This window comes from Lebetimonas sp. JS085, from assembly GCF_000523295.1.
Taxonomy (GTDB): Bacteria; Campylobacterota; Campylobacteria; order Campylobacterales; family Nautiliaceae; genus Lebetimonas.
Map to the genome: position 1 here is coordinate 813,022 of NZ_ATHR01000001.1, position 14,983 is coordinate 828,004.

General features: G+C 34.5%; 18 protein-coding genes. All 18 read left to right on the forward strand.

Features of this window, described 5'->3' with window-relative positions; translation table 11 throughout:
* Positions 1-3 precede the first annotated feature (3 nt).
* The 18 genes from DZ68_RS0104555 to glmS all read left to right on the forward strand — a co-directional run bounded on the left by DZ68_RS0104555 (position 4) and on the right by glmS (position 14,971).
* On the forward strand, positions 4-843 hold the full coding sequence (locus DZ68_RS0104555) for a polyprenyl synthetase family protein (RefSeq protein ID WP_024787468.1): 840 nt from the start codon (positions 4-6) through the stop codon (positions 841-843).
* On the forward strand, positions 840-1,142 hold the full coding sequence (locus DZ68_RS0104560) for a nucleotidyltransferase family protein (protein WP_024787469.1): 303 nt from the start codon (positions 840-842) through the stop codon (positions 1,140-1,142). Before DZ68_RS0104555 ends, DZ68_RS0104560 begins: the two co-directional genes overlap by 4 nt.
* Positions 1,135-1,479: a DUF86 domain-containing protein gene (locus DZ68_RS0104565; protein ID WP_024787470.1), complete on the forward strand. Its 345-nt coding sequence runs from the start codon at positions 1,135-1,137 to the stop codon at positions 1,477-1,479. Before DZ68_RS0104560 ends, DZ68_RS0104565 begins: the two co-directional genes overlap by 8 nt.
* 2 nt (positions 1,480-1,481) lie before the next feature.
* Positions 1,482-3,335, forward strand: a complete 1,854-nt coding sequence (tkt, locus tag DZ68_RS0104570) for a transketolase (RefSeq protein WP_035907381.1) — start codon at positions 1,482-1,484, stop codon at positions 3,333-3,335.
* Positions 3,332-4,429, forward strand: a complete 1,098-nt coding sequence (locus DZ68_RS0104575) for an alanine--glyoxylate aminotransferase family protein (RefSeq protein ID WP_024790797.1) — start codon at positions 3,332-3,334, stop codon at positions 4,427-4,429. Before tkt ends, DZ68_RS0104575 begins: the two co-directional genes overlap by 4 nt.
* On the forward strand, positions 4,430-5,239 hold the full coding sequence (locus tag DZ68_RS0104580) for an ATP phosphoribosyltransferase regulatory subunit (protein WP_024787473.1): 810 nt from the start codon (positions 4,430-4,432) through the stop codon (positions 5,237-5,239). It begins immediately after the preceding gene.
* The gene (locus DZ68_RS0104585; RefSeq protein ID WP_024790798.1) at positions 5,232-6,473 is read left to right on the forward strand and encodes an adenylosuccinate synthase; all 1,242 of its coding nucleotides are present in this window, start codon (positions 5,232-5,234) and stop codon (positions 6,471-6,473) included. Before DZ68_RS0104580 ends, DZ68_RS0104585 begins: the two co-directional genes overlap by 8 nt.
* A 153-nt stretch (positions 6,474-6,626) precedes the next feature.
* Complete coding sequence (locus DZ68_RS0104590) at positions 6,627-7,049, forward strand: flagellar FliJ family protein (protein ID WP_024787475.1); 423 nt, start codon at positions 6,627-6,629, stop codon at positions 7,047-7,049.
* Complete coding sequence (locus DZ68_RS0104595) at positions 7,036-7,476, forward strand: Sua5/YciO/YrdC/YwlC family protein (RefSeq protein ID WP_024787476.1); 441 nt, start codon at positions 7,036-7,038, stop codon at positions 7,474-7,476. The genes DZ68_RS0104590 and DZ68_RS0104595 overlap by 14 nt, the downstream gene beginning before the upstream one ends.
* Positions 7,477-7,489: 13 nt before the next feature.
* Entirely contained in the window at positions 7,490-7,966 is a 477-nt protein-coding gene (locus DZ68_RS0104600; RefSeq protein WP_024787477.1) for a hypothetical protein, read from the forward strand.
* On the forward strand, positions 7,963-9,129 hold the full coding sequence (locus DZ68_RS0104605) for a nucleotide sugar dehydrogenase (RefSeq protein WP_024787478.1): 1,167 nt from the start codon (positions 7,963-7,965) through the stop codon (positions 9,127-9,129). Before DZ68_RS0104600 ends, DZ68_RS0104605 begins: the two co-directional genes overlap by 4 nt.
* Before the next feature lie 78 nt (positions 9,130-9,207).
* Positions 9,208-10,251, forward strand: a complete 1,044-nt coding sequence (locus tag DZ68_RS0104610) for an NAD-dependent epimerase (RefSeq protein ID WP_024787479.1) — start codon at positions 9,208-9,210, stop codon at positions 10,249-10,251.
* A gap of 52 nt (positions 10,252-10,303) precedes the next feature.
* A complete protein-coding gene (locus tag DZ68_RS0104615; RefSeq protein WP_035907118.1) occupies positions 10,304-10,684 on the forward strand; it encodes a four helix bundle protein in 381 nt (126 codons plus the stop codon).
* Positions 10,681-11,745 carry a UDP-glucose 4-epimerase GalE gene (galE, locus tag DZ68_RS0104620; protein WP_051428175.1) on the forward strand — a complete coding sequence of 355 codons (1,065 nt, stop codon included), beginning with the start codon at positions 10,681-10,683 and terminating at the stop codon, positions 11,743-11,745. Before DZ68_RS0104615 ends, galE begins: the two co-directional genes overlap by 4 nt.
* 101 nt (positions 11,746-11,846) lie before the next feature.
* A complete protein-coding gene (locus tag DZ68_RS0104625) occupies positions 11,847-12,077 on the forward strand; it encodes an antitoxin (RefSeq protein WP_024787482.1) in 231 nt (76 codons plus the stop codon).
* Positions 12,070-12,381 carry a type II toxin-antitoxin system PemK/MazF family toxin gene (locus DZ68_RS0104630; RefSeq protein WP_024790799.1) on the forward strand — a complete coding sequence of 104 codons (312 nt, stop codon included), beginning with the start codon at positions 12,070-12,072 and terminating at the stop codon, positions 12,379-12,381. The genes DZ68_RS0104625 and DZ68_RS0104630 overlap by 8 nt, the downstream gene beginning before the upstream one ends.
* Positions 12,382-12,390: 9 nt before the next feature.
* Entirely contained in the window at positions 12,391-13,203 is an 813-nt protein-coding gene (galU, locus tag DZ68_RS0104635; RefSeq protein WP_024790800.1) for a UTP--glucose-1-phosphate uridylyltransferase GalU, read from the forward strand.
* Between the two features lies 1 nt (position 13,204).
* The gene (gene glmS, locus DZ68_RS0104640) at positions 13,205-14,971 is read left to right on the forward strand and encodes a glutamine--fructose-6-phosphate transaminase (isomerizing) (protein ID WP_024790801.1); all 1,767 of its coding nucleotides are present in this window, start codon (positions 13,205-13,207) and stop codon (positions 14,969-14,971) included.
* Positions 14,972-14,983: the final 12 nt, after the last annotated feature.

Genomic DNA, 14,983 nt, shown 5'->3' on the forward strand with positions numbered 1-14,983 from the left:
GTAATGGAAGATTTTATAAAAAAAAATTTAATTAGTGCCAAAAGCTTTCATCCTTTTTTTGAAAAAGCATTAAACGAAATGCTAATAGCTGGAGGAAAGAGATTCAGACCCAGACTTCTTTTGGCGGTGGTAAACGCATATAACCCGCTTTTAGCGGATAATGCAAAATATGCGGCTTTTGCTATTGAGCTTATTCACACATATTCTTTAATTCACGATGATTTGCCCGCAATGGACAATGCGGCTCTCAGACGCAATCATCCAACCCTTCATACAACTTATGATGAAACAACCGCTATTTTGGTCGGGGATGCCTTAAATACATATGCTTTTGAGGTTTTAAGCAAAGCCCCTATGCATAATGATATAAAAACAGAACTTATTAAAACTCTCTCAAATGCGGCAGGTCCGAACGGAATGGTTTTAGGGCAGGTAATTGACTGTTATTTTGAAAATAAAAAGCTTAATTTGGATGAGCTTAAATTTTTGCATATAAATAAAACGGCAAAATTAATTGCGGCAAGTCTTAAAATGGGTGCGATTATTGTAAATAAAACCGATTTGGCGGAAAAATTATATGATTTTGGTATTAAACTCGGACTTCTTTTCCAAATTCAAGATGATTTACTTGATTTGCTTGATTCATCAAAAACAGGTAAAACAACGGGTGTGGATGAAAATAAAAATACATTCGTTACTGTTTTGGGAGAAAAAGAAGCAAGAAAAAAGGCGGATAATTTAGCAGGTGAAATAGAAAAAGAAATGGGAAATTTTGATGAAAATTTAAAAAATGAATTGAAAAAACTGTTAAATAAATATTTAAATAGGCATAATACAAAATGAAAAGTATAAAAAATAAGGTTTTAGAGTATTTAAAAGAAAATAAAGAGTATTTTAGGAAAAAATATGGAATAAAAAAAATTTATCTTTTTGGAAGTGTGGCGAGGGGAGAAGATAATGAAAACAGTGATATTGATATTATGGTAGAGTTTATATCAGATAAATTTCATACTTTTGATAACTATTTCGATTTAAAGTATAAATTAGAAGATAAATTTAAAAGAAAAATTGATTTAGCTACAAAAGAGATGATAAGAGAAAAGTTAAAAAAAAATATTTACAAGGATATTATTAATGCATAGAGATAAATCTCTTTTTTTAGATGACATATTAGAATCTGTTAATGCTATTGAAAGTTATGTTGTTTATATAGATTTTGATGAATTTAAAAATGACAGAAAAACTTATCAGGCGGTAATTAGGGAATTTGAAATAATAGGAGAAGCTACTAAAAATATTTATCAAGATTTAAAAAAAGTTTATCCGAATTATGATTGGAGAAAAATTATAGATTTTAGAAATATTGTTTCTCATAACTATTTTGGAATAGATTTTTTAACAATATGGAATACAATTTTTGATAAATTACCAGAATTAAAACAAATAATAGAAAAAATTTTAAAGGAAGGATTAGAATGAATATGAAGAAAAAAATGGCTGATACAATAAGGTTTTTGGCGGCTGATATGGTGCAAAAGGCGAATTCGGGGCATCCCGGAGCCGCTTTGGGCTTGGCGGATATAATGGTGGAGCTCAGTGAAGTTATTAATCTGACCCCGCATAACCCTCATTTTATAAACAGGGACAGACTGGTTTTTTCAGGCGGGCATGCAACGCCGCTTATTTATTCTATGCTCTATTTATGGGGGTATGATATTACAATGGATGATTTGAAAAATTTCAGGCAGCTTGGCAGCATTACTCCCGGACATCCAGAATTCGGGCATACTCCTGGGATTGAAGTGACAACAGGTCCTTTAGGTCAAGGCGTGGCAAATGCCGTAGGCTTTGCAATGGCCAAAAAATTTTTACATAAAAAATTTCCGGAAATTGACCATAAAATATGGTGTCTGTGCGGTGACGGGGATTTGGAAGAGGGCATAAGTTATGAAGCCTGTTCAATTGCCGGAAGCGAAGGGCTTGAAGATTTGATTTTAATATACGACAGTAATAATATTTCTATCGAAGGAGAGGTTGGCAAAGTATTTAAAGACGATATTAAAAAAAGGTTTGCTTCCCAAAATTTCAGAGTGCTTGAAATGAACGGGCATGATTATGAAGATATTGCCAAAACGCTTAAAAAAGCGCTTCAAACGGACGGAAGACCTACAATTATAATAGCAAAGACAATTATAGCAAGGGGTGCTGTCGGGCTTGAGGGAAGCGAAAAAACCCACGGAGCGCCTCTTGGTGAAGATGTTATAAAGAAAAGTAAAAAAGCGGCAGGATTTCCTAATGATAAAACTTTTTTTGTGCCTGATGATGTACTGGTCAGGTTCAGGTGTGTAAAAGAAAAAGGTGAATTATTAGAAGCCGAATGGAGAAAAAAAGCAAATACCAAGGAAATTGAAGAATTTTTTAACAGGGATTTTAATAAAATTAAATGGCCTGAATTTGAAAAAAATGTCAGCCTTGCCACAAGAAAAAGCAACGGAGAAATTTTAAATGCAATTGCAAAGGCAGTTCCGTCTTTTCTTGGCGGAAGTGCGGATTTGGCCCCTTCAAACAACACCCATTTAAAAAATGAAGATGATTTTCCTCACGGGAGAAATTTGCATTTCGGTATCAGGGAACACGCAATGGGGGCTATAAACAATGCCTTTAGCGCATACGGGTTTTTGCCTTACGCTGCCACATTTCTGGTATTCAGCGATTATTTAAGGGGAGCACTGAGAATATCGGCGCTAAGTTCACATAAAAATTACTGGATATTCACACACGATTCCATTGCTTTAGGGGAAGACGGGCCGACCCATCAGCCGATTGAGCATTTAACGGCGCTTAGGGCTATTCCTAATCTTTATGTTTTCAGACCTGCGGATGCGAATGAAAATGTAAACTGCTGGAAGGCGGCACTTAATATCGATGCACCGGTTGCTTTTGCCCTCAGCCGTCAGGGGCTTAAAAATATAACCCCTAAAAATATTGATTTAAGCAGGGGGGCTTATGTTTTAAGGGAAGGCGACGGAATTACAATCCTTGCTAGCGGAAGTGAAGTGAATTTGGCTGTGGAAATTGCCGAAAAAATTAATGCAAGGGTTGTAAGTGTGCCTTGTTTTGATCTGTTTGATAAGCAGACACAGGAATTTAAAAAAGGACTCTTAAAAGGAAAAGTTATTGCCATTGAAGCCGCACGGGGGCTTGAGTGGTATAAATATGCCGATATGGTGATTGGAATGGAGAGTTTTGGCTCAAGCGGAAAGGGAAGCGAAGTTTATAAATATTTTGGATTTGACGCTGAAAAAATTATAAATAAAATAAAGGATAACAAATGATTTTAGCAACACCGGGACCGGTAGAAATTCCTTATTTTGTAAGGGAAACTTTTTTGGGTGAAACAATACACCACAGAACCCCTGAATTTAAACAAATTCTGCTTGATACTCTTGAAAGATTTAGAAAAGTGACCCATCTGCCCGAAGCAGTATTTTTGACAAGTTCCGGAAGCGGGGCTATGGAGGCGGCTGTAACGAACATTGTAAAACAAAAAGCCCTAACAATAAATGCCGGGAAATTCGGTGAAAGATGGGGGAAAATCTGCAGTGCGTTTAATATCCCTTTCAGGGAAATAAAATATGACTGGGATACCCCCGCTGCGGCAGATGATATTGTTGCGGCTGTCGAGGAAGATGAAGAAATAGATTCAATATTTATTCAGATTTGTGAGAGTGCGGGAGGGCTCAGGCATCCTGTTGAGGACATTGCGGCCGAAGTTAAACTGATAAACCCCGATATTATAATAGTGGCAGATGCTATTACCGCTATGGGGGTTGAAGATATAGATACCGCAAATATCGATGTTTTGGTAGGCGGAAGCCAAAAGGCGTTTATGCTTCCTCCGGGACTTGCAATGTTAGGTCTCAGTGAAAAAGCCGTTCAACGAATAGGAAAAGGAAAAGGTTTTTATTTTAACCTTGCAAATGAAATAAAAAAACAGCGTGATGGCTCAACATCTTTTACGCCTGCAACAAGTCTTGTTATTGCATTAGATGAAGTGCTTAAAAAATTAGAAGAAATCGGATTTGATAAACATTATGAAAATACTGCTAAAAGACACAGTGCGCTTCTTGCGGCTATTGAAGAAATAGGACTTACTGTTTTTCCTCAGGTGCCGGCACCTTCAATGGCTGCGGTTTACAGTGAAAAAGCGGAGGAAATTATAAAAATTTTAAAAGAAAAATATGAAATCAATGTTGCGGGAGGCCAGGATTTTATGAAAGGCAAACTCTTTAGAATCAACAATATGGGAATAATTGACGAAAACAAAATGCTTTATATCGTAAATTCGCTTGAACTTGCCTTAGATGAGCTTGGAATTAGAAAATATGACGGCAGTGCACTCAGAATATATACCGAGGAGAGAAAATAGATGATTTTTAAACATGAAATTCCGTCCGGGAGCAGATTTTATTTCGGCAGGAGTGCCAAAATAAAAAGGGAAATAGAAAATGTGGCAAGTGAAGTTTTTGATGCCAATGAGTTCGAAGAAATAATCACCCCCTATTTTTCCTACCATCAGCAAATTGCGTTAAGCGAAAAAGAAATAATAAAATTAACCGATACCCAAAATAGAAATCTGGCCCTCAGGGCCGATTCTTCCATCGATGTAATAAGGCTTGTTATTAAAAGGCTTAAAACCGAAGCTAAAAAATGGTTTTATATTCAGCCTGTTTTCAGATATCCGAGTCATGAAATATATCAAATAGGCGCTGAATGGCTTGAAGGGGATTTAAAAGAAATTGTAAATATAAACAAACAGATTTTTAAAAGGCTTAACAAAAATTACACCCTTCAGATTTCACATATTAAAATTCCAAGGGTTGTATGTGAATTAACGGGGCTTCATTTGGAAGATATAAAAAAAATGAGAATATACAAATTTAACGAAACCTGGCTGCAAAAACTTCTTTTTGTAAATTCAAAAAAGGATTTGGAGGATTTAAGCGTTTATCCGGGCGAAATTCAAAAATACTTAAAAGAAATTAAAGATATTGCAAACGAAGAAGACATAATCGCCCCTCTTTATGTAACGAATTTAAGATATTATACGGGAATTTTTTACAGATTTATAAAAGATAATGTTGTTTTTGCAAAAGGCGGAAGATACAAGGTGGACGGAATCGAAAGTGTAGGCTTTTCTGTTTATACGGATAATCTTTTAAAGGATATGAATGGTTGATTTGATTGTAGGACTTCAATGGGGAGATGAGGGAAAAGGGAAAATAGTAGATTTGGTTGCAAAAAACTATGATGTTGTAATCCGCTCTCAGGGCGGGCACAATGCGGGACACACCGTTGTATTGGACGGTAAAAAATACGCCCTTCATTTACTGCCAAGCGGTGTATTAAATCCAAACGCCGTGAATGTGATAGGCAACGGGGTTGTTGTTTATCCTCCCCAGCTTATAAAAGAGATAAAAGATTTTGATAAGAATATAAAAAACAGACTGCTTATTTCCGATAAAGCGCATATGATACTCGATCATCACATAGCCATCGATAAGGCCCGCGAAAGACTCAGGGGTAAAAATGCAATAGGTACGACAGGCAGGGGAATAGGCCCTGCATATGCGGATAAGATTGTAAGAGCCGGTGTAAGGATGGGTGAACTTAAAGATATTGACAAACTGATTGGAAAACTGAGTGATTATTATGAAATGAACAAAGGCTATTTGGAATATCTCGGGGTAAAAATTCCTGATATTAACGATGTTAAAAAACGGTTAATCTTTTATAAAGAGGAACTTTTTGAAAACATTACAGACACTACAAAATATCTTTGGGATAACATAAGTAAAAATATGCTGCTTGAAGGTGCCCAGGCAACGCTTCTTGATATAGACCACGGGACTTATCCGTATGTTACAAGCTCAAACACGATAGCTTCCGGGGCGTTAACCGGCAGCGGAATTCCCCCTAAAAAATTAAACAAAGTCACAGGCATTGCAAAAGCGTATACAACAAGAGTCGGCAACGGCCCTTTTCCTACAGAGGAATCAGGTGAAGAGGGAGAGAGAATAAGAAAACAGGGAGCAGAATTCGGTACCACCACCGGAAGGCCTAGAAGATGCGGATGGTTTGATGTTGTGGCGGCAAAATACGCCATTACCATTAACAGCTGTGATGAAGTGGCGTTGATGAAGCTTGACGTGCTTGACGGATTTAAAGAGGTAAAAGTGGGTGTGGGATATGAAAGAAACGGAAAAAGACTTGATTATTTCCCGAGTGATTTGGATGACGTAAAACCGGTTTATGAAACACTTCCCGGATGGGACGGAAGCAGCGGGGCAAGAAAATGGGGCGATTTACCTGATAATGCCAAAAAATATATAGAATTTTTGGAAGAAAAAACAGGTTGTAAAATAAAATATATCTCAACCGGGGCCGAGAGGGAAGATACGATAGTGAGGTGATGAGTTGTGAGTTGTGAGTAGCCAAGAGGCCAAGCAATTAAGTGAAAAGTGTAAAATGAAAAATGGAAAATGGAAAATGAGCGAAAATGAGCAAAACGAATTACGCTCATCTGGCTATCAAAAGCGGCCATGATGAAAAATGAAAAGTGAAAATTGAAAACAAAATTCAGTTCTGTTGTAAAAATAAAAAAACAGGTTGTCCAGAAACTTGAAAAAGATGTACAAAAAATAAATTTTTCTATAACTAAGCTGAATAAAAAAATAGAAAACCTGCAAAATATTCTTTTTTCCCTGACTCTTCCTGAAAACGGGAATTTCTCTCTTTTTTCACAGATTAAATCCCAGCAGCATCTGTTAAGGGGGGAGATGGAAAAATTAAAAAATCAAATTATTGTTTTAGAAAACAGAAAAAATGAACTTATGAATGAGCTTAAAAAAGCCAATATTGAATATGAAAAAATGAAATATTTGGAAAATGAAGAAATAAAAAAAATACTTAAAAAAGCAAAACTGAAAGAAGCCAAAGAAATGGATGAAATTGCAATACTTCTTAGGAAAAAAAATGAATCCAAATAAAATTTATTTAACTCAAACCGATACAACCGCCGGATTTTTATCACAGGATAAAGAAAAATTAAATAAAATAAAAAACCGTCCTTTAAATCAGCCCATATTAATGGAAGTCGACAGTTTAAAAACTTTAAAACAATTTACAAGGGTGCCGGACAAGTTTAAAAACAGGGTTAGAAGAAGCAAAAAAACCACTTTTATATATCCCAATAAAAAAAGTTTCAGGGTGGTAAGAGATGAGTCGCATTTAGAATTTTTGAAAAAATTTTCCTGGATGTATTCCACTTCCGCCAATAAAAGCGGCAGAGAATTTGATGAAATGTGGGCTAAAAACACAGCCGATGTTACAGTGGAAAATAAAAGAGGCCTTTTTGAGGGAAAACCTTCTAAGATTTATAAACTTTCAAGAAATAAAATAAAAAAAATAAGATAATGGAAAATTGACAATGGATAATGGAAAATTTAATTTAAAAAAGTCATTTTACATTTTACATTTTACATTTTACATTTTTATTTTTGGTTGTGCCACTAAAACAACGCCTGTGTATGCGGTAATTGACACTCCTTTTGTAAAAGCGGCCGATCAGGGATTTTTGGAAAAAGGATTTAATTATAAAAAACTTATAATTTATAAAGACGCCAGTGTTCCGGTTGAATTTACTATTTACAAAAACAGTGTTTGCTTAAATAAAAAATGTGTTTCAAAAAATAGATTTATCAAAAAACTCTCCCCCGGTTATCCAAAAAATCTTATAGATAAAATCATAGAAAAAAAACCTATTCAAAATTTGGGTAAAATTATAAAGTTAAAAAAAGGTTTTTTGCAAAAAAATGAAAGATTTTATTATTTGGTAACTAAAAAAAAGGTTTTATTTAAAGATAAAAAGAAAAAAATTTTAATTATGATAAAGGAAATAAAATGAAGATAGCAATAGCTGGAACAGGATACGTGGGGCTAAGCAATGCGGTGCTTCTTTCACAAAACAACGAAGTTGTGGCTCTTGACATAATCCCTGAGAAAGTGGAAATGGTAAATAAAAGAATGTCTCCTATCGAAGATAAGGAAATAACCGAGTTTTTTCAGACAAAAAAACTGAATCTAAAAGCCACCACTGATAAAAAAGAGGCTTACGACGGGGCTGAATATGTGGTAATAGCAACTCCTACGGATTACGACCCTGTTACCAATTATTTTAACACAAAATCCATTGAGAGTGTAATAAAAGATGTAATAGAAATAAATCCATCAGCCACAATAGTAATCCGCTCAACCATCCCGATAGGATATACAGAAAGAATAAAAAAAGAATTTAATTTTAAAAATATATTTTTTGTGCCTGAGTTTTTAAGGGAGGGGAAAGCTTTGTATGACAGTCTGTATCCGAGCAGGATTATTGTGGGTGAAAAAAGCGCTAAAGCCGAAATATTTGCCAATTTACTCAGAGACGGGGCATATAAAGAGACAATTCCGCTTGTTTTTACAAACAATACAGAAGCCGAAGCGGTTAAACTGTTTGCAAATACCTATCTTGCCATGAGGGTTTCATTTTTTAATGAACTGGACAATTTTGCCATATCAAAAGGTCTTAATACAAAAGAGATAATTGAAGGTGTGTGTCTGGACCCGAGAATCGGAATGCATTATAACAACCCTTCATTCGGATACGGCGGATACTGTCTTCCAAAAGACACAAAACAGCTTTTGGCAAATTACAGGCTTGATAACGTTCCGCAGAGACTTATTGATGCGATAGTGGAATCAAATGTAATAAGAAAAGAATTTATTGCAAAAAGAATACTTGATAAAAAACCGGAAACAGTCGGTGTTTACAGGCTCATTATGAAAGCGGGAAGCGATAATTTCAGAAGCAGCGCCATATTTGATGTGGTTGAAATGTTAAAACCTTTTGTAAAAATAGTAGTTTATGAGCCAAAGGCAAAAGGGAATGAAATAGAGGGTGTTGAATTTAGCGACAGTTTGGGCGAACTTAAAAAATGCGATGTGATTTTGGCAAACAGAATTGATGAAAATTTAGAGGATATTAAAGAAAAAGTTTATACAAGGGATATTTATTCTAAAGACTAAATATTAATTAATAATGGAAAATGGAAAATGTAAAATGGAGAATAAATATAAATAATAAATAAGTAAAAAAGGAATAATATGAAAATATTAGTAACAGGAACGGCAGGATTTATAGGATTTCATTTGGCCAACAGACTTGCAAAAAGAGGGGATGAGGTAGTAGGGCTTGATAGTATAAATGATTATTATGATGTGAATTTAAAATATGCAAGATTAAATGAGGCCGGAATTGACAAGGAAAAAATAGAATATAACGAAATTGTAGAGTCTAGTAAATATCCGAATTACAGGTTTATAAAACTGAATCTTGAAGATAAATTTAATCTTTTTAAACTTTTTGAAAAAGAAAAATTCGATAAAGTATGCCACCTTGCGGCACAGGCGGGGGTGAGGTATTCCCTTAAAAATCCGGATGCTTATATCAGTTCAAATATAGTAGGGCATATGAACATACTGGAAGCCGTAAGGCAAACAGGTGTAAAATCTTTAGCTTATGCAAGCAGCTCGAGTGTATACGGGCTAAATAAAAAACAGCCTTTTTCAACAGATGACAATGTAGACCATCCGGTCAGCCTGTATGCCGCCACAAAAAAAGCAGAGGAGCTTATGAGCCACACATATTCATATCTTTACAACATTCCTACAACGGGGCTGAGATTTTTTACCGTTTACGGGCCCTGGGGAAGACCCGATATGGCTTTATTTAAATTTGTAAAAAATATACTCAAAAATAAACCGATTGATGTATATAACTATGGCGATATGCAAAGGGATTTTACATATATAGACGATATTGTTGAAGGTGTCGTGAGGGTAATTGACAATCCTCCAAAACCAAATCCTCAGTGGAACGGAAGGCCGAGCGAGAGTGTGGCTCCTTATAAAGTTTACAATATAGGAAACGGCGCTCCGGTTAAACTTATGGATTTTATAGAGGCAATTGAAGAAGTACTTGGTAGGGAAGCTAAAAAAAACCTGCTTCCAATGCAGCCCGGGGATGTTGCAAGCACGTGGGCCGATACAACTGATTTACAGAAAGATTTAGGCTATAAACCTTATACAGATGTTAAAGAAGGGATTAGAAATTTTGTTGAGTGGTACAGGGAGTTTTATAAATGTTGAATGATGAATGATAAATGTTGAATGATGAATGAGAAATTTTGGATGTTAAATTATGAATAAGAAAGGAAAAATTAAAGAAAATAATTTAATAGTTAAAAAGAGTTATGAATTTGCTCTTGAAATTGCAAAAATTTATAAATATATAATTGAAGTGAAAAAAGAATATATAATGTCAAAACAATTATTAAGATGTGGGACTTCAATTGGAGCAAATGTTCAAGAAGCTCAAGCTGGTATAACTAAAAAAGATTTTATTGCTAAAATGAGTATAGCGGCTAAAGAAGCAAGAGAAACAAGGTACTGGATAAAATTATTAATAGATAGTGGATATTTTGAAGAAAATAAAAATTTGTTAAAAGAAATTGATTCAATAATCAATATTTTGACTAAAATTATTAAAACATCACAACAAAATCAAAAAGGGCTAAAATGAAAACAAATTCAACATTTAACATTAAACATCTAACATCTATCTTAGTTACCGGCGGGGCCGGATATATAGGAAGCCATGTGGTAAAGCTTTTATTAGAAAACAGTGATTATGATGTAACTGTAATAGATAATCTGGTGAGTGGATTTAAAGATACAATTGATACTCTAAAAACAATTAGAGATTTTCAGTTTATTGAAGCAAATCTTAGCAACTGGAATGAAATTGAAGGTATTTTTAAAACAAAGCAATTTGATGCGATTATCCATTTTGCGGCAAGTCTGATAGTGCCTGAGAGTGTGGAAAAGCCTTTAAAATATTATTTAAACAATACAGCAAACACTGCTAATTTAGTAAATTTGGCCGTTAAATACGGAGTGGAAAAATTTATATTCTCTTCTACGGCGGCGGTATACGGCGAACCGGATATAAAAGTGAAAAGTGAAAAGTTAAAAGTGAAAAATGTCGGTATTAGTGAAGATTTTCCTACAAATCCGATAAATCCGTACGGACAGAGTAAACTGTTCAGCGAAAATATTATTCAGGATGCTGCTAAAGCTCACGGATTAAAATATGTAATTTTCAGATATTTTAATGTGGCGGGGGCGAGCCCCGATTTGATGATAGGGCAGAAAACAAAAAATGCAACCCATTTAATAAAAGTGGCTAGTGAATGTGCAGTGGGTAAAAGAGATAAAATGTATATATTTGGAGATGATTATCCTACACCTGACGGAACCTGCATAAGGGATTATATTCATGTAGTTGATTTGGCAGATGTGCATATAAATGCAATTGAATATCTAGATAATAATAAAAGTGATATTTTTAACGTAGGATACGGCAGGGGTGCCAGCGTAAAAGAGGTAATTGATACAATGAAAAAAGTCAGCGGAGTTGATTTTAAAGCGGAAAATGCTAAGAGAAGGGCGGGAGATCCAGCAATGCTGATTTCAGACAATTCAAAAATAAAAGAAAAAATGAAATGGCAACCAAAATATGATGATTTGGGATTTATTTGTAAGAGTGCATATGAGTGGGAGAAAAAGCTAAATAAATTATGAATGTTGAATTATGAATGTTGAATTATAAATGTTGAATTATGAATGTTGAATTTGATTTTTAATGTATATTTGTATATACTTTTAATAAAAAAGGTTCTTATATGGAGGCAATAGCAAAAGTTTTTATAAGTGGGAATTCACAGGCAATTAGAATACCTAAAGAATTTCAAATAAATTCAGAAAAAGTAAAAATAATAAAAGAAAATGATAAATTAATAATTATTCCAATAAATAGCAGAAAAGGTTGGGATGAAGCATTTAAAAAAATGCACAAAAATAATGATGATAAACTTTTAATTGATGATAGTTTAGATTGGGATATGGATGTATAATCAATATTCAATAGTGCTTGTAAATTTAGACCCTACAATTGGTTCTGAAATTAAAAAAACAAGGCCTTGTGTTATAATTTCTCCAAATGAAATGAATTTTAATATAAATACTCTAATAATTGCACCGATGACTTCTAAAACAAGAAATTATCCAACTAGGATTAAAGCAGGAGAAAATTCTTATATTGTATTAGATCAAATAAGAACTATTGATAAAAAAAGAATAATAAAAAAATTAGGAAAAATAGATAGAAAAGTTATTTATGAAGTAAAGAAAATTATAAATCAAATGTTAGTAGAATAAGGAGAAAAAATGATAAAAAAAGTACTGTTTCCTGCGGCGGGGTATGGCACAAGATTTTTACCGGCCACAAAGTCGGTTCCAAAAGAGATGCTGCCGGTTGTTAATAAACCCCTTATTCATTACGGAATAAAAGAAGCTATGAATGCGGGAATTTTTGAAGTAGGGTTTGTAACAGGAAGAAACAAAAGGGCTATTGAGGATTATCTGGATTTTTCCCCAGAACTTGAAAATAAAATAAAAGATTCAAGTAAAGCCTCTTTGCTTAAAGAAACAAATGAAATGATAGAAAAATGCACTTTTACATATGTAAGACAAAAAGAGATGCTTGGACTCGGACATGCGGTTTTGAGTGGCGAACCACTCATTGGCAACAATCCTTTTGCGGTTGTTTTGGCGGATGATTTGTGTGTGGGGGAAGTTTTAACACAGATGGTTAAACTTTACAAAAAATATAAATGTACAATAATAGCTGTTGAAGAAGTGGATAAAAACGAAGTAAATAAATATGGAATTGTATCCGGTAAAAAAATAGAAGACGGTGTAATAATGGTAGATGATATGGTGGAAAAACCGGATGTTGACAAAGCCCCAAGCAATTTAGCAATTATAGGAAGATATATTTTAACCCCCGATATTTTTGATTTGTTAAGAAATGTAAAGCCTGGAAAAGGCGGGGAAATTCAGCTGACCGACGCTATAAAAATGCAGGCAAATGAAGGAATGGTGATAGCATATAAGTTTAAAGGCAGAAGGTTTGACTGCGGAAGTATTCCCGGATTTATAGAAGCCACCAATTATATGTATGAAAATATGAAAGGTTAATATGTGCGGAATAGTAGGAGTTAAAGGGATTAAAAATCCACAGGATTTTTTACTTGAAGGTCTTAAAGAGCTTGAATACAGAGGATATGACAGCGCCGGAATCGCCGTTATGGACGAAGGGGAACTTAAAGTTATAAAAGCTGTCGGAAGACTGAAAAACCTGGAAGTTAAGTTAAAAAATGTAAAATTTATTAATCTGAAACTTGGTATCGGGCATACCAGATGGGCAACCCACGGAAAACCCACAGAAATAAACGCTCACCCGCAGACAGGAAAATTCAGCACGGTTGTGCATAACGGGATTATTGAAAATTATGCTGAAATTAAAAAAGAACTTGAAGCCCAGAATTTAAATTTTATCTCTCAAACAGATACTGAAGTTATTGTTAAACTGTTTGAGCATTTTTACAACGGCAATGCGTTTGAAGCATTCAAAAAAACACTTGAAAAGCTAAAAGGCGCTTATGCGATTTTGCTTATTAATGAGAAAGACCCTGAAAAAATATTTTTTGCCAAAAAAGGAAGCCCTTTAATAGTGGCTAAAAACGAAGACAAATTTTTCTTTGCCTCATCCGACGCGCCTTTAATCGGATATGTAAACAGCGCACATTATTTAGAAGACGGTGAATACGGATATGTTGAAGATGAAATTTGTCTGTTTGACCACAAAGCGATAAACCCAGTATTTAAACCCCTGCCTTCAAGCAGGGAATCAGCCAAAAAAGGCGGATTCAGATTTTATATGGAAAAAGAGATTTATGAACAATACGATGTGCTAAAAGAAAATACATTAGGACGCAATACAAAAGAGGGTATTAAATTTGACGAGCTTGACAAAGAATTTTTTGAAGGAATAAACAATATAATCATTTCAGCATGCGGGACAAGCTATCATGCGGGGCTTGTAGGCAAATATCTGCTTGAAAGAAACACAAAAATTAGAACGGATGTGGAAGTTGCAAGCGAACTTAGATACAGAGAGCCTCTATTAACAAAAGAGACTCTTTTTATAGTAATTTCCCAAAGCGGTGAAACGGCTGATACTCTTGAGACTCTTAAAATGGCAAAAAAAGCAGGGCTTAAAACATTAGCTTTATGTAATGTGGATAATTCTTCAATCGTTAGAGTTGCAGATAAAACAATTTTGCTAAGAGCGGGAATAGAAAAAGGCGTAGCTTCTACAAAAGCTTTTGCCACTCAGGTAATGACTCTTTGGATGCTTAGCAACTATCTGGCAGAAAAAAACGAATATGAAGCAATAAACGAAGCCATAAAAGCTACAAAAGTAAATCCAAAACTACACGAAAAAATTAAAAGGCTTTCAAAAAGATATCTTCACGGACACGGATTTTTCTTTATAGGAAGAGATATTTTTTATCCTCTTGCACTTGAAGGGGCGCTTAAACTAAAAGAAATAAGCTATATTCACGCAGAAGGCTACCCGGCAGGTGAAATGAAACACGGACCTATTGCATTAGCAGACCCAGAGCTTTTTGTAGTGGCGCTTCTCAGTAAAAATATACTGTTTGAAAAAACAAAATCAAATATTGAAGAGCTTGTGGCAAGAGACGCCACAGTGCTTACAATATCTCAGGAAGAAATTGAACTGACTGATGATTTTATAAAAATAAACAAAAGCAGGCATCCTATGGCGGAGTTTTTTGAAATGATGGTAATAACCCAGCTTTTAGCACTTGAAGTAGCAATTAGAATGGGTAATGATGTGGATATGCCAAGGAATCTGGCTAAATCGGTTACGGTTGAGTGAAATTTGATAAAA